This is a genomic window from Micromonospora sp. NPDC049903 (assembly GCF_044460945.1).
Lineage (GTDB): Bacteria > Actinomycetota > Actinomycetes > Mycobacteriales > Micromonosporaceae > Micromonospora.
In genome coordinates this window covers 1-676 of record NZ_JBITKL010000007.1, presented here as the reverse complement: position 1 = coordinate 676, position 676 = coordinate 1, and positions in this window count along the sequence as shown.

Sequence of the window (676 nt, the reverse complement as noted above, 5' to 3'; positions counted from 1 at the left end):
GGCCGGGCGGGGGGGGCGGGCCCGCGGCGCCCCCCGCCCCGCCCCCCCCCCGCGGGGCGGGGGGGGGCCCCCCCCCGCCCCCGGGGGGGGGGGGGGGGGGGGGCCCCCCCCCCCCCCCCCGACACTCTGGGGCGGCCCGACTCGTGGGAGCGCACCCACGAGGCATCGATGACGGTGTTACGCGGACATTTCAGGCGAGTATCGCGGAAACTCTTGACGATCCATGTTAACGCTAACAAGCTAGGGGCCCCGTCACCTCGCTTCTGGAGTTCGTATGCAGGTGTTCGTCGGCTCCCGCACGCCCCGCCTCCGATCCCTCATCAGGCGGATGAACATCGACACCGTCCTCGCCCCGTTCCGGCAGCTCAGCACCTCAGTCGCCCGTCGACGGGCCACCGCCCTCACCGCGACCGCCGCGCTGCTCGGCGCCGGACTGGTCACCACCGGCGGCACCGCACAGGCCGCCGAGCCCTGGTCGCCCCGGTCGTCGTACACCTCGACCGACCGGGGCGAGGGGGCCCACACCGGGGCCGTGTTGCGGGCTGTGGTGGCGGGCCTCCGGGGCGGGGGGGGGCCCGGCCCGGGTTGGCGTCAGCGGTGTACCCCGAGAAACGGTGGACCCGGCCCGGGAGAAAAATCGGCCAGAGGACAAACCAGCCCGTTTATGAGGAAGGGG